Annotated in this window: 27 protein-coding genes and 1 pseudogene; 18 read left to right on the top strand and 10 right to left on the bottom strand. The window is 63.6% G+C overall.

Translation table 11 applies throughout. The features are described 5' to 3' along the window. The first annotated feature begins 55 nt into the window (after positions 1 to 55). Both AC0L23_RS07265 and AC0L23_RS07270 read left to right on the top strand, forming a co-directional pair. Positions 56 to 718 (top strand): SRPBCC family protein, encoded by a 663-nt coding sequence (locus AC0L23_RS07265; RefSeq protein ID WP_085352875.1) that lies wholly within the window; start codon positions 56 to 58, stop codon positions 716 to 718. Beyond that, a complete protein-coding gene (locus AC0L23_RS07270) occupies positions 718 to 1,080 on the top strand; it encodes an ArsR/SmtB family transcription factor (RefSeq protein WP_018459176.1) in 363 nt (120 codons plus the stop codon). The genes AC0L23_RS07265 and AC0L23_RS07270 overlap by 1 nt, the downstream gene beginning before the upstream one ends. A 361-nt stretch (positions 1,081 to 1,441) precedes the next feature. Here AC0L23_RS07270 and AC0L23_RS07275 read toward each other — a convergent pair. After that, a pseudogene (locus AC0L23_RS07275) lies at positions 1,442 to 1,723 on the bottom strand (GFA family protein); the annotation flags it as partial. Positions 1,724 to 1,782: 59 nt separating this feature from the next. After that, a complete protein-coding gene (locus AC0L23_RS07280) occupies positions 1,783 to 2,280 on the bottom strand; it encodes a peptide deformylase (RefSeq protein ID WP_085352876.1) in 498 nt (165 codons plus the stop codon). Positions 2,281 to 2,356: 76 nt separating this feature from the next. Between AC0L23_RS07280 and AC0L23_RS07285 the strand changes: the two genes are divergently transcribed. Beyond that, on the top strand, positions 2,357 to 2,941 hold the full coding sequence (locus tag AC0L23_RS07285; protein WP_085352877.1) for a TetR/AcrR family transcriptional regulator: 585 nt from the start codon (positions 2,357 to 2,359) through the stop codon (positions 2,939 to 2,941). 105 nt (positions 2,942 to 3,046) lie between these two features. Continuing rightward, positions 3,047 to 3,625 (top strand): membrane protein, encoded by a 579-nt coding sequence (locus tag AC0L23_RS07290; protein ID WP_018459172.1) that lies wholly within the window; start codon positions 3,047 to 3,049, stop codon positions 3,623 to 3,625. Between the two features lie 31 nt (positions 3,626 to 3,656). Here the strand turns inward: AC0L23_RS07290 and AC0L23_RS07295 are convergent, their stop codons facing one another. Next, positions 3,657 to 4,118, bottom strand: a complete 462-nt coding sequence (locus AC0L23_RS07295) for a cupin domain-containing protein (RefSeq protein WP_018459171.1) — start codon at positions 4,116 to 4,118, stop codon at positions 3,657 to 3,659. A gap of 420 nt (positions 4,119 to 4,538) precedes the next feature. On the opposite strand from AC0L23_RS07295, the gene AC0L23_RS07300 reads away from it, so the two are divergent. Continuing rightward, positions 4,539 to 5,759 carry an MFS transporter gene (locus AC0L23_RS07300; RefSeq protein WP_085352878.1) on the top strand — a complete coding sequence of 407 codons (1,221 nt, stop codon included), beginning with the start codon at positions 4,539 to 4,541 and terminating at the stop codon, positions 5,757 to 5,759. 22 nt (positions 5,760 to 5,781) lie between these two features. Here AC0L23_RS07300 and AC0L23_RS07305 read toward each other — a convergent pair whose 3' ends face one another. From AC0L23_RS07305 to AC0L23_RS07315, 3 genes are all read right to left on the bottom strand, one after another. Then, positions 5,782 to 6,168: an ester cyclase gene (locus AC0L23_RS07305; protein WP_026233750.1), complete on the bottom strand. Its 387-nt coding sequence runs from the start codon at positions 6,166 to 6,168 to the stop codon at positions 5,782 to 5,784. Positions 6,169 to 6,224: 56 nt separating this feature from the next. After that, positions 6,225 to 7,097: a bifunctional helix-turn-helix transcriptional regulator/GNAT family N-acetyltransferase gene (locus tag AC0L23_RS07310; protein WP_085362173.1), complete on the bottom strand. Its 873-nt coding sequence runs from the start codon at positions 7,095 to 7,097 to the stop codon at positions 6,225 to 6,227. A 75-nt stretch (positions 7,098 to 7,172) separates the two neighbouring features. After that, positions 7,173 to 7,526, bottom strand: a complete 354-nt coding sequence (locus AC0L23_RS07315) for an MmcQ/YjbR family DNA-binding protein (protein ID WP_085352880.1) — start codon at positions 7,524 to 7,526, stop codon at positions 7,173 to 7,175. Positions 7,527 to 7,688: 162 nt separating this feature from the next. Here AC0L23_RS07315 and AC0L23_RS07320 point away from each other — a divergent pair, with 162 nt between their 5' ends. From AC0L23_RS07320 to AC0L23_RS07360, 9 genes are all read left to right on the top strand, one after another. Next, positions 7,689 to 8,036, top strand: a complete 348-nt coding sequence (locus AC0L23_RS07320) for a Lin0512 family protein (protein WP_026233749.1) — start codon at positions 7,689 to 7,691, stop codon at positions 8,034 to 8,036. Positions 8,037 to 8,040: 4 nt separating this feature from the next. Beyond that, positions 8,041 to 8,733: a GNAT family N-acetyltransferase gene (locus tag AC0L23_RS07325; protein WP_085384875.1), complete on the top strand. Its 693-nt coding sequence runs from the start codon at positions 8,041 to 8,043 to the stop codon at positions 8,731 to 8,733. Between the two features lie 74 nt (positions 8,734 to 8,807). Beyond that, a complete protein-coding gene (locus AC0L23_RS07330; protein WP_085352882.1) occupies positions 8,808 to 9,992 on the top strand; it encodes a serine hydrolase domain-containing protein in 1,185 nt (394 codons plus the stop codon). A 98-nt stretch (positions 9,993 to 10,090) separates the two neighbouring features. Further along, positions 10,091 to 10,300 (top strand): YgaP family membrane protein, encoded by a 210-nt coding sequence (locus AC0L23_RS07335; RefSeq protein WP_085384884.1) that lies wholly within the window; start codon positions 10,091 to 10,093, stop codon positions 10,298 to 10,300. After that, positions 10,297 to 10,818, top strand: coding sequence for an RNA polymerase sigma factor (locus AC0L23_RS07340; protein ID WP_085352883.1), 522 nt, complete (start codon positions 10,297 to 10,299; stop codon positions 10,816 to 10,818). The genes AC0L23_RS07335 and AC0L23_RS07340 overlap by 4 nt, the downstream gene beginning before the upstream one ends. A gap of 3 nt (positions 10,819 to 10,821) precedes the next feature. After that, the gene (locus AC0L23_RS07345) at positions 10,822 to 11,169 is read left to right on the top strand and encodes a carboxymuconolactone decarboxylase family protein (RefSeq protein ID WP_085352884.1); all 348 of its coding nucleotides are present in this window, start codon (positions 10,822 to 10,824) and stop codon (positions 11,167 to 11,169) included. A gap of 34 nt (positions 11,170 to 11,203) precedes the next feature. Next, positions 11,204 to 11,869 carry a DUF429 domain-containing protein gene (locus AC0L23_RS07350; protein ID WP_085352885.1) on the top strand — a complete coding sequence of 222 codons (666 nt, stop codon included), beginning with the start codon at positions 11,204 to 11,206 and terminating at the stop codon, positions 11,867 to 11,869. 114 nt (positions 11,870 to 11,983) lie between these two features. Next, positions 11,984 to 12,127 (top strand): hypothetical protein, encoded by a 144-nt coding sequence (locus tag AC0L23_RS07355; protein WP_162847292.1) that lies wholly within the window; start codon positions 11,984 to 11,986, stop codon positions 12,125 to 12,127. Between the two features lie 93 nt (positions 12,128 to 12,220). Beyond that, positions 12,221 to 12,925 (top strand): glutathione S-transferase family protein, encoded by a 705-nt coding sequence (locus AC0L23_RS07360; RefSeq protein ID WP_085353053.1) that lies wholly within the window; start codon positions 12,221 to 12,223, stop codon positions 12,923 to 12,925. A 2-nt stretch (positions 12,926 to 12,927) separates the two neighbouring features. Here AC0L23_RS07360 and AC0L23_RS07365 read toward each other — a convergent pair whose 3' ends face one another. The 3 genes from AC0L23_RS07365 to AC0L23_RS07375 all read right to left on the bottom strand — a co-directional run bounded on the left by AC0L23_RS07365 (position 12,928) and on the right by AC0L23_RS07375 (position 14,931). Further along, the gene (locus AC0L23_RS07365; RefSeq protein WP_085352886.1) at positions 12,928 to 13,710 is read right to left on the bottom strand and encodes a sulfite exporter TauE/SafE family protein; all 783 of its coding nucleotides are present in this window, start codon (positions 13,708 to 13,710) and stop codon (positions 12,928 to 12,930) included. Between the two features lie 3 nt (positions 13,711 to 13,713). Next, positions 13,714 to 14,346, bottom strand: coding sequence for a TetR/AcrR family transcriptional regulator (locus AC0L23_RS07370; RefSeq protein WP_085362174.1), 633 nt, complete (start codon positions 14,344 to 14,346; stop codon positions 13,714 to 13,716). 213 nt (positions 14,347 to 14,559) lie between these two features. Continuing rightward, complete coding sequence (locus AC0L23_RS07375) at positions 14,560 to 14,931, bottom strand: tRNA-binding protein (protein ID WP_018459156.1); 372 nt, start codon at positions 14,929 to 14,931, stop codon at positions 14,560 to 14,562. 107 nt (positions 14,932 to 15,038) lie between these two features. On the opposite strand from AC0L23_RS07375, the gene AC0L23_RS07380 reads away from it, so the two are divergent. Continuing rightward, positions 15,039 to 15,413, top strand: a complete 375-nt coding sequence (locus tag AC0L23_RS07380; RefSeq protein ID WP_085352888.1) for an ArsC family reductase — start codon at positions 15,039 to 15,041, stop codon at positions 15,411 to 15,413. A gap of 3 nt (positions 15,414 to 15,416) precedes the next feature. Here AC0L23_RS07380 and AC0L23_RS07385 read toward each other — a convergent pair whose 3' ends face one another. Beyond that, entirely contained in the window at positions 15,417 to 16,100 is a 684-nt protein-coding gene (locus tag AC0L23_RS07385) for a PAS domain-containing protein (RefSeq protein ID WP_018459154.1), read from the bottom strand. 336 nt (positions 16,101 to 16,436) lie between these two features. Between AC0L23_RS07385 and AC0L23_RS07390 the strand changes: the two genes are divergently transcribed. Genes AC0L23_RS07390 through AC0L23_RS07400 form a run of 3 tightly spaced genes read left to right on the top strand, consistent with a single transcriptional unit; the run spans position 16,437 to position 19,188 of the window. After that, complete coding sequence (locus tag AC0L23_RS07390; RefSeq protein ID WP_085352889.1) at positions 16,437 to 17,192, top strand: ABC transporter ATP-binding protein; 756 nt, start codon at positions 16,437 to 16,439, stop codon at positions 17,190 to 17,192. Continuing rightward, on the top strand, positions 17,185 to 17,931 hold the full coding sequence (locus AC0L23_RS07395; protein WP_007609233.1) for an ABC transporter ATP-binding protein: 747 nt from the start codon (positions 17,185 to 17,187) through the stop codon (positions 17,929 to 17,931). The genes AC0L23_RS07390 and AC0L23_RS07395 overlap by 8 nt, the downstream gene beginning before the upstream one ends. Before the next feature lie 33 nt (positions 17,932 to 17,964). Continuing rightward, entirely contained in the window at positions 17,965 to 19,188 is a 1,224-nt protein-coding gene (locus AC0L23_RS07400) for an ABC transporter substrate-binding protein (protein WP_018459152.1), read from the top strand.

The raw sequence follows: 19,188 nt of genomic DNA on the forward strand, positions 1-19,188 counted from the left end.
TTATATTAGCGTCGACCGATATTAATCCTGGCACGAAACGACAAGGAGGAGCGCCATGGAGATCGACGTCGTCAGGGTATTAGGGCTGGTTACGCGTTCGGTGAGGAATTTCGAGAAGGACGGGAAGGCAGCCAGTGCGGTGACACTGACGCGGCTTTACGAGACCAGCGTCGACGATCTCTGGGACGCAGTGACCAGCGAGCAACGCATTCCGCGCTGGTTCTTGCCGGTCGGGGGAGATCTCCGGCTCGGCGGAAAATACCAGCTCAAGGGGAATGCAGGCGGGACCATCACGGCATGTACGCCGCCGACCCATTTTGCGGCGACCTGGGAATTCGGCGGCGCGATGAGCTGGATCGACGTCAAGCTGACGGCAGAACGAAGCCAGGCGCGGCTGACGCTCGAGCACACCGCGATGATCGAGGATCATTGGAATCAGTTCGGTCCAGGGGCAGTCGGGATCGGCTGGGATCTCGCCATTGCCGGGCTGGAGCGATATGTTGCGACCGGGGCATCGGTCGACCATGAGACGGCCGAGGCATGGATGGGCTCTCCCGCGGGCAAGGAATTCATGACGAGCAGCGGCGAGTATTGGCGCGCAGCGCATGTCGCAAGCGGCGTGGATCCTGCGTCCGCGAAACAGCGGTCGGACCGTACCATCGCTTTCTATCGCGGCGAGACGCCGCCCGACGTGGCGCATCCGGGCACAGGAAGCTGATGCAAATCTTCGAGGTCCTTGCCGACCCCGTCCGCCGTCGCATCCTCGAGCTGCTTGCGCCCGGCGAGATGGCGTCCGGCGAGGTCGTCGAAGTGATCGGAGCGGAGTTCGGGATCACGCAGGCCGCCGTGTCGCAGCACCTCAAGGTGCTGCGCGAGAGCGGCTTCGCGACGGTTCGGGCGGAGGCGCAAAGACGGCTCTATTCGGTCGATGCTGCGGGCCTCCAAGCGGTGGATGCATGGATCGGTCAGTTCCGCAATTTCTGGGAGCCGAAGCTGGATGCGCTGGCGACGGAAATCGCGCGCGGCAAACGCGAGCGTCGTAACGCGCCAATGAGCAAGCGGAGCGGGAAGCGGGCGTGAAGGCATTGCGGCCACGCCTCATGGAGACGTTTCCGTTCTTTGCCCGGCGGGGGATGGGCTTGAGCGGCGGCATCTCGGTGTCGCCCGGGCTGGCGGCCCATCTGAGGCCGTACTGCAGGTTCGCGGCCTGCGCGGCGGCGACGAGCTGTACAAAGCCCCAGACGATTGCGGCGGGCAGCATCGATAGCTCGAAGCTCATCGCCATTGGCTGTCCCCCAATCTGCAAGAAATCAGCGCGATCCCGGGTGCCATCCGGGAGTTTGGGAATCTCGGGATCGAGGTGATCCCAGGCATATCCGCGCGAGCAGAACAGCACGACGGACGGTTTGAACGTGCTGGCATCGTCCAGCGTGCCGACATAGATGCCGATTAAGTCCGGCTTCTCGTCCGGCTTGTTGTAGATAGGCGAGCCGCAGTTCGGACAGAACCCTTTGCGCTTGACCGCGCCGCTGACGGCAGTGCGCTCGATTTCGCGCACCTCGCCTGTCACCGCGACTGCGCTGCGCGCGAACACGAAGATGCAGCTGTGGCCGCTGCCGGTATCGCGCTGACAGTCGCTGCACTGGCATTGGAAGCCGCGGATCGGCGCGGACGCAATGGTGTAACAAACCGCGCCGCAGGCACAACGACCTGAATATGTCATTCGTCTCCCTCCCAACGGGCCGGCGCGATTTCACACAAGCCGGATATTTGCCGGCCCGCTCACTCGCGCGACATCTTCTCGAACCTCTTCACCAGCCGCTCCCGCTTCAGCCGCGACAGGCGCTGGATCCAGAACATGCCGTCGAGCTGGTCGATCTCGTGCTGGTGGCAGACAGCACGCAAGGCTTCCGACTCCTCTTTGTGCATGCTGCCGTCGAGATCCCGATAGCTGATCCGCACGCGGGCGTGGCGCTGGACCTCGTCGTTGACGCCGGGCATCGAGACGCTGCCTTCGCGATGCAGGATCATCTCGGGTGAGGCCCATTCGATCTCCGGATTGACATAGGTCTGTGCACCGTCCCTGGCGTCGAGCTCGAGCACGACGACGCGCAAGGGCACGCCGACATGCGGCGCCGTGATGCCGATGCCGGGCGCGGCGCGCATGGTCTCGAGCAGATCATTTGCAAGCTCGCGGAGCGCATCGTCGAACGCGGTGACGGGGTCAGCCGGCATCGCGAGCCGGCGGTCGGGATAGCGGACGATCGGGCGAATGGTCATGCAAGCTCCTAGCACTCACGGATGGTTGAAGCATCCCGTTCTTGACGCCCTACCAACTGGAAGGTAGCTAGGGACAATGACCCACGTTTCCTCGACAGCCGACGACATCCTGGCCTGCGCGCGCAGCTTGATCATCGCGGGCGGCTACAATGGTTTCAGCTACGCCGACGTGGCCGAGGTGGTCGGTATCCGCAAGCCGAGCATCCACCATCATTTCGCCAGCAAGGTCGATCTGGTCCGCACGCTCGTGTCGCGCTACCGCGCCGAAGCCGAGGCGGGACTGTCCGCGCTCGAGCGCAATGTCCCTGATCCGCGCGACCAGCTCGAAAACTATGTCGCGTACTGGAAGGCGTGCATCAATGATGCGACAGCGCCGTTCTGCGTGTGCGCGCTGCTGGCCAGCGAGCTTCCGATCCTGCCGGAGGAGGTTGCGCTCGAAGTCCGTGCGCACTTCCGCTCCTTGGCTTCCTGGCTGACGGCCGTCATGGAGCGTGGCAAGCGGAAAGGGCAACTCAAACTCTCCGGCACAGCCCGCGTCGAGGCCGAAGGATTCATGGCGACCATTCACGGCGCCATGCTGTCGGCGCGTGCCTATGGCGATCCAAAGATGTTCGGTGTGATTACCACCCCGCTGCTGGACCGGCTGTCCAACAAGCACTGAGAGACATCGGCGAGACGATGACGATAGCCAGCAAGTGGGCTGGATCGAAGACGGTTTCGTTGTGTGTAAGAAAACTACCAACTAGTAGGTATAGGAGAGACTGCGATGGCGCGATATCAATTGAATCCGGTTCATTGCGACCGCGAGCGATGGCTGAAGCAATATTACTTCGTGCGAGCGGCGTTCTCGGTTGCCTGGGTCGCTGCTGCGTTTGCCGCCGGGGCTTCTTCTCCAGTGATCGCCGGCGCCTTGCTCGTCCTCTATCCCGCATGGGACGCCGCTGCCAACTTCGCGGACGCGGTTCGCAGCGGCGGACTCGCTCAAAGCCGCCCGCAGGCTCTGAACGTTGTGGTCAGCCTGGCGACCACCGTCGCGGTGCTTGTGACCTTGCAGATGAGCATGAACCGGGTGCTCGGAATCTTCGGGGCATGGGCGATCCTGTCGGGATTGCTCCAACTCGGAACGGCCATCCAGCGCTGGCGGAGTTTTGGCGCGCAATGGGCCATGGTGCTCAGCGGGGGCCAGTCGGCTCTCGCAGGCGGCTTCTTCATCTTTCAGGCCACGATGCCCGCGATTCCCTCGATCGCGAATGTCGCGGGCTATGCTGCAGTCGGTGCGCTCTACTTCCTGGTCTCGGCGGTCTGGCTCACGGTCGGCGAGTGGCGGCGTAGCGCGGCTGTTTGAAGCCTTGCCATTCAAGCCTTGTCGCGGACGCTCACCCGTCCGGATAGGGCGTGCCGTCCTTGTGCACGAATCGGCCGTCGGAGTTGGCGCTCATCATGTCGATGTCGGAGCAAATCGTGAGATCGTCGGGCGAGCGAGAGCCGACTTCGAGATAGAGGGCGATGGCGCTCGAACGGTTGATCAAGTGATGGCCGTTGCCGCTGTTTTTCGCGAAGGCGGCGCAGTCACCGGCGCGGAGCACGATCTCGCATTTGTCCTCGATCAGCGTCACTTCGCCTTCGAGGACATAGACGAATTCGTCCTCATGCGAGTGCCAATGCCGCTGGCTCGACCAGTTGCCGGGCGGCAAGCGCATCAGGTTGACGCCGAAATCGGACAAGCCTCCGGCATTGCCGAGCCGCTGCCGGACCCGATCGGCGCAAGGTGCATCGAAGGGCGCGGGGTAGCCGGCGCCCTTGCGGGCGGGTACGGCAGCGATGTCGATTTTCGGCATAAGCATTTCCCTGCAGTTCTCTAGCGTTGCGTGGCCTGGCACATCGCGGAGCGCCAGGCGCGTCGTCGAACCCGGTCACGGATTTCGCCGCATCCGCACGGCCAGTTTCGCACGGCAAGGCCGGATGGCGCGCGAGGAGGCGGACGATCGCGTTAGCGACGGGACGAATTCAATAGCGGCGGGATGATGCCATCATGCAGGTGTTTTGCCCGACGAGTCAAACGGCGGGTCTTCCTTCGCACTGCAAAGAGCTGCGCTGTAAGTCCTTGATCCGACAGCGCCCCGCTACTGTGCATGGGGTTGTTTTCGCGTTTTTTGTTTGGCAGGTCACAAAAGCGTGCCGCAAAAACTTGCGTCGGCCTGTCGGCCCACCATGTTCCCATTCGTCTTCCACCCAGACAGATCTGACGGGAGACCAAAATGAACGCTTCCTCCTATCGCTGGGTGATCGTCGCCGCGGGCGGCTTGCTCGGCTGCGTCGCCATCGGCGGCATGTTTTCGCTGCCGGTATTCCTGCAGCCGATCGCAAAGGACACCGGCTGGTCCGTGACCGGCATCTCCAGCGCCATGACGATCGGCTTTCTGGCAATGGCCTGCACCAGCATGGTCTGGGGCACGTTGACGGACCGGTTCGGGCCGCGGCTGGTGGTGCTGACGGGATCGACGGTGCTGACCGTGAGCCTGTTCGCGGCGAGTCACGCCACCTCGCTGCTGGCGTTTCAGTTCGTCTTCGGGCTTCTGGTCGGAGCGTCCTGTGCGGCGATCTTCGCGCCGATGATGGCGACCGTGACCGGCTGGTTCGACACCCATCGCAGCCTCGCGGTCTCGCTGGTGTCGGCCGGCATGGGCATGGCGCCGATGACGATGGCGCCGCTCGCGGCCTGGCTCGTCTCCGGCCATGACTGGCGCACCTCGATGCAGATCGTGGCGCTGGTGGTCGGCGCCATCATGATCCCGGTCTCGTTCCTGGTGCGCCGCCCGCCGGCGCTCGCGCACGCCTTGGCCGCGCCTGCGGGCGAGGGCGCCGTGCAAGGTGAGATGTCGATGGGAGAGGCGCTGCGCTCGCCGCAATTCCTGATCCTGCTCGCGACCAATTTCTTCTGCTGCGCCACGCATTCCGGTCCGATCATTCACACCGTCTCCTATGCCGTGAGCTGCGGCATCCCGCTGGTCGCGGCGGTGACGATCTACAGTATCGAAGGCTTTGCCGGCCTCGGCGGACGCATCGCCTTCGGCCTGATGGGTGACCGCTTCGGCGCCAAGCGCGTGCTCGTCTCGGGCCTGCTGTTGCAGGCCTTCGGCGCACTCGCCTATGTCTTCGCGCATCAGCTCGCGACGTTCTACGCCGTCGGGGCCGTCTTCGGCTTCATCTATGCCGGCACCATGCCGCTCTACGCGGTGCTGATCCGCGAAAATTTCCCGCTCAAGATGATGGGCACCGTGATCGGCGGCACCGCCATGGCCGGCAGTCTCGGCATGGCCACGGGCCCGCTCGCCGGCGGCCTGATCTACGATGCGTTCTCGAGCTACGCCTGGCTCTATATCGCCTCCTGGGCGATGGGCCTCGGCGCCTTCCTGATGGCGATGAATTTCAAGCCGTTCCCGAAGCCGCGAGCGGAGTTGGCGCCGGCGGCGGCGTAAGCAAGTTCATCGAGGCGCAGCACTAGAGCTGCGCCTCGATCGCGGGCTTGTCGATGATGGACCACACTTGCCGTATTTTTCCGTCGCGAAATCGATAGAACACGTTTTCGCAGAAGGACACGCGCCTGCCGTTCACATCCAGCCCCAGAAACGTTCCAGCCGGTGTGCAATCGAACTTCAGCCGGGCGGCGATGTGGGGCGGATCGCAGACCAGCAGCTCGATGTTGAAATGCAGATCCGGAATTGTGCGAAAATCCTGCTCCAGCATGGCACGATAGCCGGACAGTCCGAATGGTCGCGCATTGTGGGCGACATCATCGTGGACGAACTGTCCGAGCGCGGGCCAATCCTGCCGGTTCAGGCAGGCGATGTAATTGCGGTAGATGTCGGCGAGGTCGGACCTGGTCATGGCGTGCTCCTGCGGCTTCGGCCATAACGCAGCAACAGGGCAATCGGCGCAGGCGCTCACTGACGTTTTTCGAAGAACAGGTCCGGGTAGGGATCGTCATTGAAGCGGGGGATCTCGCTCCAGCCGCTTCGTCGGTAGAGCTGGCTGGCCTCCGCCAGGGCGCTGTTGGTGTCGAGCCGCAATAGCTTGATGCCGAGCCCGCGCGCAGCATCCTCGGTCATGTCCATCAGACGCCGGCCAAGCCGCAATCCGCGCGCCGCCGGTGCGACCCACAGCCGCTTGATCTCGGCATAGCCGTGATCGGTGCCCTTGAGCCCGACGCAGCCGACCGGTAGCGTGTCCGACATCGCGACGATGAACGTGCCGCGCGGGCGGCGCATATCCTTGGCGTCGGGATCGCGCGACAGCGAGACGTCGAACCCCTGCTTGAAGCGGCGGCCGAGCTCGCCATAATATTCGCCGAGGCAATAGCGCGCCTGTTCGCTCCGCGGGTCCATCTCGTCCAGCGTGACGCGCTCGCGCGTCAGCGCGGAAGCAACCAAATCCATCGCCGCCAGCAGCGCCTCGCGTTGCGCATGTTGGGCGAGGAAGCCCTCGGCCTGCGTATTCGACAGCGCCTCGTAGGCCGCGAACTCGCGCCGGCCCGCACGCGTCAACGTCGCGACGCGACGGCGCGCATCGTCCTCATGCGCATTGGTCTCGACCAGCCCTTCGTCCTCGAGGCAGCGGAGGAGGCGGCTCATCAGGCCGGAATCGAGGCCGAGATAGTCGCGAATCTCGGCCACGTCCGAACGTCCATGCCCGATCGCGTTGAGCACGCGCGCCGCCCCCAGTGGCCGCCCGCGTCCCAGGAATGACGTGTCGAGCGCGCCGACAGCGGACGTGACGGCACGATTGAAGCGGCGGACGCGGGAAACAGGGTCGAGCATGATATATCTGACTTTAGTCAGACATATCATCGAAGTCAATCAGTGCACGTTTTCGCTTCACCAGCGAACTGCGCTTCAATCCAGGCCCAGGACCTTGCGGGATTTCCGCGTGAGTTTCGCCGCGATCAGCGCGTGCGCCTGCGCCAGATAGGCCGTGAGCTCGGCGTCCGGCAGCGCGTTGTTGCCGACGAGTTGCACCCATTTGGCGCGCGCCAGATAGGGCGCCGGCCGCGCAAGGCCGTGCTCGATCAGCATGGCATAGGCCATGTTCGAGACCTTGAACATGTAGCCGCCGGAGCGCGCGGCAAAGCCGCCGCCGAGTGCGAACATCTTGCCGCCGACCTTGAACACGGAGGTACCCTCCCACTGCACCACCTTGGTGACGGCGGGCAGGCGCAGGCAGCGGGTTTCGAAAGTTTTGGGAGTCATCGCCTAAGCGATAGCACAGCGTAGGCGGCTTGCAACGCCGCAACGATGGAGCGCCTCTGCGTGCCGCACCGCGTCCGCGATACGAGAGGAACGACCCCACTTGTATCGTGCCGTCCGATCCCCCACACTCCACATCACTCAATCAGTCACAGGAATAAGGTCATGGCTCGCATTCGCTGTATCACCGAGATGGGGATGGGCGTCGACGTGCACGGCAGGGACGCCACCAAGGCGGCGAAGCGTGCCGTTTCTGATGCCATCAGGCATTCGAGCCTCGGCTTCTTCCGGATGATCGACAAGACTGCGAACGACATGTTCGTCGACGTCACGATCGCGGTGCCGAATCCCGAAGCCGTCGACAAGGACGCGGTCGCGAAGGAGCTGCCTTACGGCACCGTCACCGTCAACGCGGTGAAGGGCGGGCTGGAGATTCCCTCGGCTGCGGAGCAGGGTAACGACCCCATCCTCATCGCCAATGCCGCCGTCATCGTCAGCTTCGATAAGGACTAGGCCGGTGTCCGACGGTGACGTGACCCTACTGGATCGCCCGATCTGGAGCGCGCTGACGACCAGCCACAAACATCTGGCCGAGGGTGGCCCGGGAGCGCTGCGCTATCCGGTGGACGTGACGCCTTTTGCCGACATGGTCGACATGTCCGAGACGAGCTTTGCCGAGCTCGGCAATCTCCTGTCGGGCTCGCAGGTCGCCGCGCTGTTCACACCCGAGGCCGTCGACGTTCCCGCCGGTTTCAAGGTCGTGCTGGCCGGACCCTGCGAGCAGATGATCGGCTCCCCGGCCGATAGCCCGCTTCGCGATGCCGAGATCGTCCGGCTGGGTGCAGCCGACGTTCCCGCCATGATGGCATTGACGGAGTTGACGAAGCCCGGTCCATTCGCGCGGCGCACGCACGAACTCGGGACGTTTCTTGGCATCCGCGCCGGCGGCGAATTGGTCGCGATGGCCGGCGAGCGCATGAAGCCGGGCAATTTCGTCGAGATGACGGCCGTCTGCGTCCACCCTGATCATCGGGGGCGGGGCTACGCGCAGGCGCTGCTGGCGGCGGTCGCGCGGCAGATCGAGGCGCGCAGCGAAATTCCGTTCCTGCACGTGTTCTCGAGCAACTCGTCGGCCATCGCGCTGTACCAGCGGCAGGGGATGCGGACTCGGCGCCGCCTGCACGTGACTGCGTTCATGAAGCAGAGATGAGCCGCGCCGTCCGGTCAGGCTTCATATCTGGCGAATTCACGCTATATCGATCCCAACCATCATTGGGGAAACACATGGACGCCAGAACACCTGATTTTTCCGCCACGCGGACAGCAATGCAGAGTTACGTCGATCAGGAGATCATTCCGGGTGCATCCTGGGCGGTGCTGCGGGGCCGCGAGGTCGTCGATCAGCAGTGCGTCGGTTTCGCCGATCGCGAGACCAGCACCGCGCTGCGGCCCGATCACATTTTTCGCGCCTTCTCCAATACCAAGATCTTCGTCACCTGCGCGATCATGCTGTTGGCCGAGGAAGGCCGCATCGGGCTCGATGACGTTGTCGAGAAATTCCTGCCGCAACTCGGCAATCGCAAGGTTCTGAAGCCGGGCGCTTTGAGCCTTGCCGACGTCGAACCGGCGAAGAGCCCGATCACGATCCGGCAGCTTCTGACCCATACCTCCGGCCTCAGCTACGGCATCTTCGATCCCGGCACGGTGCTGTTCAAAAGCTATAACGAGGCGCGCGTTCTCAATCCGTTGACGCCGCTGACCGACATGATCGACCAGCTCGCCGATCTGCCGCTGTCCTTTCATCCCGGCGCGTCCTGGGAATATTCGGTTGCGACCGACGTGCTCGGGCGTGTCGTGGAGGTCGTCTCCGGCAAGCCGCTCGACGCCGTGCTCAAGGCGCGCATTTTCGAGCCGCTCGGCATGACCGACACCGGCTTCCACGTGCCGGACGCGCAGCAGGGCAGGCTGGTCGCGCTCTACAACGGCACGGATGTCCTCGATCCCATGAAGCCCGGCCTCACCCGGGCCGACGACCTGCCTTATCCGCAGGCTTATCGGCGGCAATTCCCGCGGCTGTCGGGCGGCGGCGGACTGGTCTCGACCTTGCCCGACATGCTCGCTTTGATACGGGCGCTGCTTCCCGGCTCGGATGCTCTGCTGAAGCCGGAGACGCTGCGGCAGATGATGACGAACCAGTTGCCCGCCGGCGAGAACATCCGCTTCGCCAATCTCGGCCCGATCCCCGGCAAGGGCTTTGGCCTCGGCGGCGCGGTCACCTTCGCGCCGATGCCGTTCGATCCCCCGAATTCGACCGGCGAATTCCAGTGGGGCGGCCTCGCCGGCACCCATTGGTGGATCTGCCCGCAGGCCAATACCGCCGGTGTGCTGATGACGCAGCGCTACATGGGCTTCTGGAATCCGTTCTTCTTCGAGTTCAAGCGTCTGGCCTATCAGGCCGTCGGAGGCTGATCGCGAAAAAAATTGCAGGTTGCCGCGAATCCTTTCCGGTCGTCGCGCCCTCTCTTGACGGTCGAGGCATTTTGCTTCGGCTCATCTCGGAGGATGTGATGACATTTTACAGAAAGAACATCGGCGGCCTGCATCAGGCCGTGCGGATCGCCTTAGGCGTCGCGGTGGCGGTCGCGACATTCGTGTATCTTACCGGCGCTGCGGCGTGGCTGGTTGCGCTCGGCGGCGCCGGCTTCGCACTGACCGGCCTCGTCGGCTATTGTCCGATGTGCGCGATGGCCGGCATCGGAAGAGGAGGCGCGTCGTGAGCGCGGCCGGGATCTCGCCGGACCTGTTCGAGGCCGCGCGCCTCGGCGATCCCCAGGCGATCGCGTCTCTGCTCGAGACGGCGCAACCGAACATCCGCCGCTACGCCCGCGCCACCTGTCGCAGCTCGGCGGACGCCGAGGATGCGACGCAGGAGGCGCTGTGGATCCTGTTTCGCCATGTCGGCACGATCCGCTCGTGGCTGGCGTTTTCGGCCTGGCTGTTCAGTGTGGTCCGCCGCGAATGCCTGCGGCTTGCCCGCAAGGCAGGCCTCGCGCCGGCGATCGACGACGGAGAGGCGGAGGCGCTGCTGCTGTCGCGTCCTGAGGCCGATTTGCGGATCGACATCGCGGCGGCCTTCGAGGCGCTGCCGCCGCACTACCGCGACGTCGCGCTGATGCGCGACGTCAAGGAAATGACCATCGACGAGATCGCCGTCGCGCTCGGCGCGACCCGGCAGACCGTGAAGGCACGTCTGCATCGCGCCCGCGCCCTGATGCGCGAATATCTGACGAGATGAGCCATGACCGATTATCAAAGACGTGACGACCTGAAATCTATCCCGGCCTTCGTGGCGCTCGCGCCGGTCGAGGCCAACGCGTTCCTTGCGTTCAACCACGCGGTCGAGCGCAAGGACGGATTGATTCCGCCAAAATATCGCGAGCTGATCTCGCTCGCGGTCGCGCTCACCACGCCATGCGCCTATTGCCTCGACGTGCACACTGCGCAGGCGGCGAAGGCCGGTGCAACGCGAGAAGAAGTCGCGGAAGCCGCGTTGATTGCGGCCGCGGTTCGCGCCGGCGGCACGCTCGGCCATGCGTTGTTGGCGCAGCGCCTGTTCGAGCGACATCGGGGCGAGGAACTGGGATAGAGGAGCGGGCGGATGTCCCGCAGAGATCAGGAACTTGCCAAACTATCTCGGCCTCGACGGATTTCGCTTCGGCTGGGTCGTCGCCTGGATCGACCAGCGCGGCGATCACGGCTTTGATTATTCGCCGGGTCTTGCGCGGCTGCTCGCGCTGCCGCATGCCGGGGCGATGATCGACATGCCGATCGGATTGAAATGGAGTGGTTATCGCATCTGCGATTTGCGCGCACGCGAGCTGGTCGGTCCCGCCGTGTTTCTCGGCGCCCGCCGCGATCTCTGGACGTTCGCCGATATGGCGGCAGCCAATCGCCACTACTGGGAGCGCGAGGGCAAGGGCAGGGGCGTATCGGCGCAGCTCTGGAACATCAGGGACAAGATCAGGGACGTCGACGCGATCATGACGCCGGCGCGGCAGGCGACCATCGGCGAAGCGCATCCGGAATTGATTTTTTGGAATTTGGCTGGGCGGGTCCGGCTTGCAAAGAAGACATCGGCGGAGGGCCGCGGGCAGCGCATCGCACTCCTGCAGCAGCGCGGCTTCGGGCGCTTGCCGACATGGCTGACTCAACGACATAGCACCGGCATCGGCGGTGACGATCTGATCGACGCCTGTGCCTGCGCGATCGCGGCACGCGACAGCACGCAGCGGTTCGGCGGGGAGGAGACCGATCCGCGGGGCTTGCGGATGGAGATCAATTATTGAGGCCGTCGGGGTGCGAGGAGCCGGGAAAAAGCTGCAATTTATTTGAAGCTTGCAGGAACAGACGACGGCTGGCCCGCGTTCCTCGTGCGAACCGAACACGGAGAAGCTCGTCCGATGAGGGATGTCAGTCAGTTCGCGACCGCGATGCTTGCGCTCGTCTTCACCGGAGCACTGCTCGTCACCGGCCAGCTCTTCATCGAGCAACGCGCACAGCGCGATGTGATGCACGCCACCAACCATTTGCTGCGGCCATTGTGACCTGTACGGGAAAATGACCTGACTACTCGACCTTGCGTCGTTCGTCCGCTCGCCTAGACTAGGCGGCATCTCATGAACGAAGCCGGGGTCCTGATGTCCGATCTGTCCGCCTTTCCCATCACCAAGCGCTGGCCGGCCAAGCACCCGGAGCTGCTCCAGCTTTATTCGCTACCGACGCCGAACGGCGTCAAGGTCTCGATCATGCTGGAAGAGATCGGGCTTCCCTACGAAGTCCATCTCGTCGATTTCGGCAAGGATGACCAGAAGACGCCGGAATTCCTCTCGCTCAATCCGAACGGCAAGATCCCGGCGATCCTCGATCCCGATGGTCCCGGCGGCAGGCCGCTGCCGCTGTTCGAGTCCGGGGCGATCCTGCAATACCTCGCGGAGAAGACCGGCAAGCTGCTGCCGCAGGACGCCGCGCGCCGTTATCAGACCATCCAGTGGCTGCATTTCCAGATGGGCGGCATCGGGCCGATGTTCGGCCAAGTCGGCTTTTTCCACAAATTCGCCGGCAAGGACTTCGAGGACAAGCGGCCGCTCGAGCGCTACGTGGGCGAAGCCAAGCGGCTGCTCGGGGTGATGGAGATGCATCTTGCCGGCCGGCAATGGTTCATGGACGACGATTACACCATCGCGGACATCTCCATGCTCGGCTGGGTGCGCAACCTCATCGGGTTCTACGGCGCCCGCGATCTCGTCGAGTTCAGCCAGTTCAAATCCGTCCCCGCCTGGCTCGACCGCGGGCTGGCGCGTCCGGCGGTCGAGCGCGGGCTGAACATTCCGAAGCGGCCGTGAGATCAGGTTAGCGCCTTTTGGGTCATGTAGAGCGCCATCAGCAAGATGAGGGCGATCATGACCCGGCGCAGCACCGATTTGCTGACGCCATTAGCCGCGCGTGCGCCGAGATCGGTGCCGACCCAGAGGCCGGCAAGGATGCCGATGATGGCAGGCCAGCCGACCATGAGGCCCTTGCTCCAGTAGATCCAGGCCGCCGGAATATTGGTCGGGATGACCGAGAAGACGAGGCTGACGAGCTGGGCCTGATGCTGCGGCACCCGCAGGCCCGCCGCGAGCCCGACGGTGATCGCGAGCCCACCGCCGATGCCCATGAAGCCGGAGGAAAATCCGGCAAGCATGCCGATGAGGAGCAGCGGCAGCCAAGGCAGCTTGTCTCGGTCGCAGGTCTCATTGCTTTTCTCCTCGCGGTCGCGGCGCAGGATCAGGAGAGCGATCAGCGCGACGAGATAGACGACGTAGGTCCATTGCAACACCGAGTCGGACACTGCGGCCGCAGCGTAGCCGCCGCCGGCACCGCCGAAGAGAAACCCGATGCCGATCCAGACGATCCACAGCAACGGGCTGCGATTGCCGCTCTGCCAGTAGCGGCGAACGCCCGCGAGTCCCGTCGGTGGAACCTGCGTGATCAGCGATGTCCCCTGGGCGACGTGTTGCTCGGCGCCCAGTAGCAGTACGCTGAAAATCACGAGGCCGCCTCCGGGACTCGTGCCCATGAAGCCCGATGTCAGCCCGCCGATGAGGCCGACCCCAATGCCTGCGAGCAGGTCATGGACCCACGACATCGCTCAGCTCCTGGTCCGTCGCTTGACGTCGGCCTTTGTGGTGCGAAATCCATCGATCACGCCGGTCACGGCCGCCATGCAGGCCTCGATGTCAAAATCCTGGCCCCAGCATTTTTGCAGCACAAAACCCTGGAAGATCGCGATCAGCACGCGCGCGATCGCTTCCGCACCGAGATCGCGTTTGATGAGGCCGTCATGCTGGCCCCGCTCGACCAGGGCGACGATCAGGGCGCGGGGCATGTCGATGCCTTCCACGACGCTGGTGCGGACGCGGCGGTTGCGTAGGGCTTCGGCCCAGCCATGGATGCCGACACGGCGGCGCGCTTCGCCGGCGGAGTCGGTGAGCCATTGCGCGTAGACGCCGACCAGCGCGTGAAGTCCTTCGATCGGATCGCCGGATCCTTGCGCGACCGAATTGAGCACGGCCTCGCGCCGATGCCGGTCGTCGGCGAGTGCCTCGATCAGATCGTCCTTGCTCTGGAAGTAGAGATAGACCGCACCGTGGCTCAGCCCCGACCGTTTGACGATGTCGGCCATCCCGGTCTGGTGAAAACCGTCCTCGGCGAAGCAGGCAAGGGCGGCTTCGAGAATCTGCTGCCGCCGGCCTTCACGTTGCTTGTCGCTGATTTTCGGCATTCGCCATCCACAAAAAAATGACAAATCAATCGTTTTAGTCGTTCTGCAGGACAAGCGGCTTCGCAACACCTGATATGATAAAAAACGATCAGTCAGTCATTTTTATTATGAAAGGGTATCGTGGTCAAGCCCGAGGAACCGGGGGCCGGGAAACAGGAGGTAACCTTCAAAGGCGCCCCCGGCGGCCAGGAAACGCCCCTTGAGCGCGCGGTCCTAGAACAGCCGTCCGCCGTTCGGCACGGGCTTGCTCGGCTGCACCAGCACGACTTTGCCGTCGGCATCGGGGAAACCGAGGGTCAGCACCTCCGAGACAACGGGGCCGATCTGGCGCGGCGGGAAATTCACGACCGCAGCCACCTGTTGGCCCACTAGCGTTTCAAGCGGATGATTTTCGGTGATCTGCGCCGAGCTCTTGCGCACGCCGATCGCGGGACCGAAGTCGATCCACAGCCGCCAGGCCGGCTTGCGCGCCTCGGGGAACGGCTTTGCATCGACGATGGTGCCGACGCGGATATCGACCGCGAGAAAAGTGTCGAAGTCGATGGTCGGCGATGCGGTCGCGGCTGGATCGTGGGTGACGTGCATGGAGTGTCCGTTCGAAGAGCTGGCATCGTTTTCGCAATATTGTCGCGCGAACCGGAGTTGCGTACAACGCCTTGGGATCACGATACGACGCATGCGCGAGGAACGCTTTGCCCAACATCATCTACGGCATCAAGAACTGCGACACCATGAAGAAGGCGCGCGCCTGGCTCGACAGCCATGGCGTCGCCTACGCGTTTCACGACTACAAGACGGCGGGCGTGGAGAAGGACAAGCTCAAGCAGTGGAGCGAGAAGGTCGGTTGGGAGACGCTGCTCAACCGCGCCGGCACGACTTTCAAGAAGCTGCCCGATGCCGACAAGGAAGGCCTCTCCGAGAAAAAGGCGCTGGCGTTGATGCTAGCGCAACCATCGATGATCAAGCGGCCGGTGCTTGAAGTCGGCGGCAAGCTGCTGGTCGGCTTCAAGCCGGAGATCTATGTCAAGGAAGTCACGACCAAGGAAGCCGCCGCCAAATCGCGCTGACCGCTAGTTCAGCTCGATGATCTCGGTGGGAACACCTGAGCCCTGCTGGTCCGCGAACTCGACCAGTTCGGCCGGCGCGATGCGGCCCGGGGTGCGATGGAACAGGTCGTGGTCGATCACCGCGCGCAATCTCGGGCGCGGCAGCGCGTCATTTCCGCGCATCAGATTCTTGATCTCGAAGCCGCCGTCCTCGCAGAAGGTCTTGAGCGACGCGATGATGTGACAGACCTTGCCGTCGCTCTGGAACGGCAGCAGCAGGCGCTCATAGGCGACGATACGGCCGTAGATGTCATCGACGTCGGCAACGCTGTAGACAGGCAGCCCACGCGCCACGCATTCATGATAGACCGGCATCACCAGGGGCGCGAGACGCGGCCCGATATAGTCGTCGAGCAGAACGCCCTTGCCGGTGTGTCCATAGGCGCGCGAGATGCGCGTGCCTTCGCTCTGGATGGTCAGACGCGGTGTCGGCATCGACGCATCCACCGTATAATAGATCAGATCGGAGAGCTCTTCCTCGAGCCGCGCAGGCTGGTACTCCCAGATCGCCGGGGCCGTCTGCTCGCGCGCATAGAGCCGCAGCCACGTGTTCAGGAGATCACGCTGCCTGATCGACTTGACCACGGAAGGAGCCGCGCTTGCAAAATCCAAGACAATATTCCCGGCGAATAGAAATTCCGGACGCATGAAACCCGCGCATGATCCTCGCTGCGGGAAAATTTTCTATGAAGGCTGGCGCATGGAACGAAAGACCGTTAACGACGGCTTGATGACCGGCGCTTTGCGAACCGGGAAGCCGGGCAGGCGCGACAACAAAACATGTCCGACTAAGGGAGCATAAGTCTCCCGGCCGGAGGCCTGACCTGCTCAGCTTTCCGCCTTGCCTAACCCCCGTCACCTCCGGCATATTCCGCGCCCGGAGGCGGCGTTCCGGATGGGCTCCAGGGAGTGGCTCCAAGGGCCTCCGGAAAGCCGAAGCAACAAGGATAGCCACGCGCGTTGTGCGGGCAGGGGGAAAACTGTTTGGCCGATGAGTTCATTCTCGAAACGGAAGGCTTGACCAAGGAGTTCGCGGGCTTCTTCGCCGTCCGCGGCGTTGCGCTCAAGGTTCGCCGTGGGAGCATTCACGCGTTGATCGGCCCGAACGGCGCCGGCAAGACGACGTGCTTCAATCTTTTGACCAAGTTCCTCAAACCGTCTGCCGGAAAAATCCTGTACAAGGGGCAGGACATCACCGCGATGGCGCCCGCCGACGTGGCTCGCCTGGGGCTGGTTCGCTCGTTCCAGATCTCGGCGGTATTTCCCCATCTCACCGCGCTGGAAAACGTGCGCGTCGCGCTTCAGCGCCAGCACGGCAGCTCCTTCGATTTCTGGCGCTCCAAGTCCGTCCTCAACCAATTCAACGATCGCGCGCGCGAGCTGTTGAACGATGTCGGCCTCAGCGAGTTTTCCAATACGCCCGCGGTCGAGATGCCCTACGGGCGCAAGCGCGCACTGGAGATCGCAACCACGCTCGCGCTCGACCCGGAGATGATGCTGCTGGACGAGCCGATGGCCGGCATGGGCCACGAGGACATCGACAAGATCGCGGCGTTGATCAAGCGCATCTCCGCGAAATACACCATCCTGATGGTCGAGCATAATCTGAGCGTCGTTGCCAATCTCTCCGACATCATCACCGTGTTGACGCGCGGCCAGGTGCTGGCGCAAGGCCATTACAGCGAGCTCACCAAGGACGAACGCGTCAAGGAAGCCTATCTGGGAGCCGGTCATGGCTGAGACTGCAACGGCGGAAGCTCCCGCAAAGGCCGCGAGCGGCGGCAACCTCCTCCAGGTCCGCAACCTCGAAGCTTGGTACGGCGAGTCCCACATCCTGCACGGGATCAACTTCGACGTGAACGCGGGCGAGGTCGTCACCCTGCTCGGGCGCAACGGCGCCGGCAAGACCACCACGCTGAAGTCGATCATGGGCATCATCGGCAAGCGCACCGGCTCGGTGAAGTTCAATAACCAGGACATCATCCGCACGACCTCGGACAAGATCGCGCGGATGGGAATCGCGTTCTGCCCGGAAGAGCGGGGAATTTTCGCCAGCCTCGATGTCCGCGAGAACCTGCTGCTGCCACCGGTGGTGCGTCCCGGCGGATTGCCGCTCGAGCAGATCTTCGATCTGTTTCCGAACCTGAAGGAACGGCTCAACAGCCAGGGAACCAAACTCTCCGGCGGCGAGCAGCAGATGCTCGCGATCGCGCGCATCCTGCGCACCGGCGCGAACTTCCTGATGCTGGACGAGCCGACGGAGGGTCTCGCGCCCGTCATCATCCAGCAGATCGGCCACACCATTGCGCGGCTCAAGAAGGAGGGTTTTACGATCCTCCTGGTCGAGCAGAACTTCCGGTTCGCATCCACTGTCGCTGACCGCTATTACGTGGTCGAGCACGGCAAGATCATTGACGGATTTTCCAATGCGGAGCTCGCCGCCAACATGGACAAGCTCCACACCTATCTCGGTGTCTAGAACTGCCAACAAGAAGATTCATAGGGAAGTAGCATGATGACAAAGTCGATTGCGTCGTTTCTGCTCGGCACGGCTCTGGCCGTGACCACCGCGGGCGTAGCCTTCGCGCAGGACAAGACCGTCAAGATCGGCGCGCTGTCCGATCAGTCCGGGCTCTATGCCGATCTCGGCGGGCCGGGCTCGACGCTCGCCGCGCAGATGGCCATTGAAGATTCCGGTCTGGCTGCGAAGGGCTGGAAGATCGACATCATCTCGGGTGATCACCAGAACAAGCCCGACATCGGCACCGCGATCGCGCGGCAATGGTTCGACGTCGACAAGGTCGACCTCATCGTCGACGTGCCGAATTCCGGCGTGGCGCTCGCGGTCAACAACGTCATCAAGGAAAAGAACGGCGTCTATATCAACTCGGGCGCGGCGACCTCGGATTTGACCAACGCGCAGTGCTCGCCCAACACGGTGCACTGGACCTACGACACATACATGCTGGCCCACACCACCGGCCAGGCGCTGGTGAAGGCCGGCGGCGACACGTGGTTCTTCCTGACCGCGGACTACGCCTTTGGCGCGGCGCTGGAGCGCGACACCACCGCTGTCGTTACCGCAAATGGCGGCAAGGTGGTCGGCGGCGTCAAGCACCCGCTGAACACGCCGGACTTCTCGTCCTTCCTGCTCCAGGCGCAGGCTTCCAAGGCCAAGATCATCGGCCTTGCCAATGCCGGCGGCGATACCACCAACACGATCAAGCAGGCGGCCGAGTTCGGCATCGTCAAGGGCGGCCAGAAGCTCGCGGCGCTGCTGCTGTTCCTCACCGACGTCAAGGCGATCGGGCTCGAGACCGCACAGGGCCTCAACTTCACCGAGACCTTCTACTGGGACATGAACGACCAGACCCGGGCGTTCTCGAAGCGCTTCGCCGAGAAGATGAAGAACAACGCGCCGCCGACCATGGTGCAGGCCGGCGTCTATGCGGGCGTGCGTCACTATTTCAAGGCACTGGAAGCGCTCGGCGGCAACCCGCATGACGGCGTCAAGGTCGTCGAGAAGATGAAGTCGATGCCGACGGAAGACGATCTGTTCGGCAAGGGCGAGATCCAGCCCAACGGCCGCACCATCCACAATGCCTATCTGTTCGAGGTGAAGAAGCCCTCCGAGTCCAAGGGACCGTGGGACTTCTACAAGCTGGTCGGCACGGTGCCGGGCGACCAGGCCTTCACGCCGCTGTCCGAGAGCAAGTGCGCGCTCTTGAAGAAGTAA

Source organism: Bradyrhizobium sp. MI1.4 (assembly GCF_055811315.1).

Coding starts and splice junctions, on each gene's coding strand:
- AC0L23_RS07265 (WP_085352875.1), top strand. CDS start 56: ATGGAGATCGACGTCGTCAGGGTATTAGGGCTGGTTACGCGTTCGGTG.
- AC0L23_RS07270 (WP_018459176.1), top strand. CDS start 718: ATGCAAATCTTCGAGGTCCTTGCCGACCCCGTCCGCCGTCGCATCCTC.
- AC0L23_RS07280 (WP_085352876.1), bottom strand. CDS start 2,280: ATGACCATTCGCCCGATCGTCCGCTATCCCGACCGCCGGCTCGCGATG.
- AC0L23_RS07285 (WP_085352877.1), top strand. CDS start 2,357: ATGACCCACGTTTCCTCGACAGCCGACGACATCCTGGCCTGCGCGCGC.
- AC0L23_RS07290 (WP_018459172.1), top strand. CDS start 3,047: ATGGCGCGATATCAATTGAATCCGGTTCATTGCGACCGCGAGCGATGG.
- AC0L23_RS07295 (WP_018459171.1), bottom strand. CDS start 4,118: ATGCCGAAAATCGACATCGCTGCCGTACCCGCCCGCAAGGGCGCCGGC.
- AC0L23_RS07300 (WP_085352878.1), top strand. CDS start 4,539: ATGAACGCTTCCTCCTATCGCTGGGTGATCGTCGCCGCGGGCGGCTTG.
- AC0L23_RS07305 (WP_026233750.1), bottom strand. CDS start 6,168: ATGACCAGGTCCGACCTCGCCGACATCTACCGCAATTACATCGCCTGC.
- AC0L23_RS07310 (WP_085362173.1), bottom strand. CDS start 7,097: ATGCTCGACCCTGTTTCCCGCGTCCGCCGCTTCAATCGTGCCGTCACG.
- AC0L23_RS07315 (WP_085352880.1), bottom strand. CDS start 7,526: ATGACTCCCAAAACTTTCGAAACCCGCTGCCTGCGCCTGCCCGCCGTC.
- AC0L23_RS07320 (WP_026233749.1), top strand. CDS start 7,689: ATGGCTCGCATTCGCTGTATCACCGAGATGGGGATGGGCGTCGACGTG.
- AC0L23_RS07330 (WP_085352882.1), top strand. CDS start 8,808: ATGGACGCCAGAACACCTGATTTTTCCGCCACGCGGACAGCAATGCAG.
- AC0L23_RS07335 (WP_085384884.1), top strand. CDS start 10,091: ATGACATTTTACAGAAAGAACATCGGCGGCCTGCATCAGGCCGTGCGG.
- AC0L23_RS07345 (WP_085352884.1), top strand. CDS start 10,822: ATGACCGATTATCAAAGACGTGACGACCTGAAATCTATCCCGGCCTTC.
- AC0L23_RS07355 (WP_162847292.1), top strand. CDS start 11,984: ATGAGGGATGTCAGTCAGTTCGCGACCGCGATGCTTGCGCTCGTCTTC.
- AC0L23_RS07360 (WP_085353053.1), top strand. CDS start 12,221: ATGTCCGATCTGTCCGCCTTTCCCATCACCAAGCGCTGGCCGGCCAAG.
- AC0L23_RS07365 (WP_085352886.1), bottom strand. CDS start 13,710: ATGTCGTGGGTCCATGACCTGCTCGCAGGCATTGGGGTCGGCCTCATC.
- AC0L23_RS07370 (WP_085362174.1), bottom strand. CDS start 14,346: ATGCCGAAAATCAGCGACAAGCAACGTGAAGGCCGGCGGCAGCAGATT.
- AC0L23_RS07375 (WP_018459156.1), bottom strand. CDS start 14,931: ATGCACGTCACCCACGATCCAGCCGCGACCGCATCGCCGACCATCGAC.
- AC0L23_RS07385 (WP_018459154.1), bottom strand. CDS start 16,100: ATGCGTCCGGAATTTCTATTCGCCGGGAATATTGTCTTGGATTTTGCA.
- AC0L23_RS07395 (WP_007609233.1), top strand. CDS start 17,185: ATGGCTGAGACTGCAACGGCGGAAGCTCCCGCAAAGGCCGCGAGCGGC.
- AC0L23_RS07400 (WP_018459152.1), top strand. CDS start 17,965: ATGATGACAAAGTCGATTGCGTCGTTTCTGCTCGGCACGGCTCTGGCC.